Source organism: Methanophagales archaeon, from assembly GCA_021159465.1.
Taxonomy (GTDB): domain Archaea; phylum Halobacteriota; class Syntropharchaeia; order Alkanophagales; family Methanospirareceae; genus G60ANME1.
This window is the reverse complement of the sequence record JAGGRR010000028.1, coordinates 1-1101: the sequence shown is the minus strand read 5'-3', so window position 1 is coordinate 1101 and position 1101 is coordinate 1. Positions and strand designations below refer to the sequence as shown.

Annotated in this window: 1 protein-coding gene; it reads right to left on the bottom strand. The window is 46.3% G+C overall.

The features are described from left to right. Positions 1-37: 37 nt before the first annotated feature. On the bottom strand, positions 38-1101 hold a 1064-nt coding region (locus J7J01_01580), incomplete at its 5' end, for a class I SAM-dependent methyltransferase family protein (GenBank protein MCD6209583.1).

The following is a 1101-nucleotide window of genomic DNA, read 5'->3' as shown; positions in this document are numbered from 1 at the left end:
TTCCAGGATGTCTAACTATAACTAACTAAAATGTCTGTCAAATTTCCCTGAATACCCTCGCATCTATACCAATTATATATCTGCGGGGTGCATAAGCCTTCACCTTCCTCGCAGTCAGTATCTCCGGGTCCGTGTGTGCGCCGAGCTCACTTAGCCACGTACAGAATTTATGCTTCGCGTTATTCATATCCTCGCCCTTCTTTATCGATTCCACCATATAGAAATGTATTGTCCCTCCCTCTGGCTTGAGCATCTGCACCGCTTCGGGTAGGAACAAATAAGCCTTTTTTGGTAGATTCATGATTATCCTGTCCGCCTTATCTCTGAACGCTCCATATATCGCCTTCACATCACCTTCTATCGGCTCCACATTCCCCACCGCATTCAATCGAATGTTCTCCCTGAGATACTTTATCGCATCCGGGTTGATGTCAATAGCGATGACATGGCTTTTAACCGCTCGCTTCGCTATCAGTATAGAGAAAGGACCGACACCGGCGAACATGTCTATTATCGTCTCCTCACTCGCACTTCGTGCCGCCAGCGATGCCACTCTATCTCGCTCAGTAGCAAGTCTGGGATTGAAATAGACGCGTTCGAGATCGAGTTTGTATCTGCATCCATTCTCCTTATGCACCGTCTCTGTCCTTCGTTCTCCTGCGATTATCTCTATTCTCCTTCTCCGAAACACGCCCTCAACATGCGACTTTCGGCGTGCTACCACCCGGATATTCTTGTGTAACTTCATTATTGCTGACGCCACCGCTTCATCTGCCGATTCATCAAGGACTGCTATATCTCCCACTATCTCGTATGAAGGTTTAAACCCGATGAGCTCCTCTATGCCCGGTTTAATCGCAAGAACTTCAAATTCAGTTCTGCAAAGTTCCACACTTTCCACATCTATATCCGCCACTTCCTTCGCTTTGTGCTCCTCTGTCAATGGTAGATAGACGAAATTCGCATCGTGTTTGATTTTCACATCTGTTCTCAATAAATTAGCGGATTTCAAAGCTCTACGAACCTCTTCACCGCGCTCCTTCTTCACCTTCACACATACTATGCTTTTGGTTCTCTTCATCTTCGGTATCTTCGGTATCT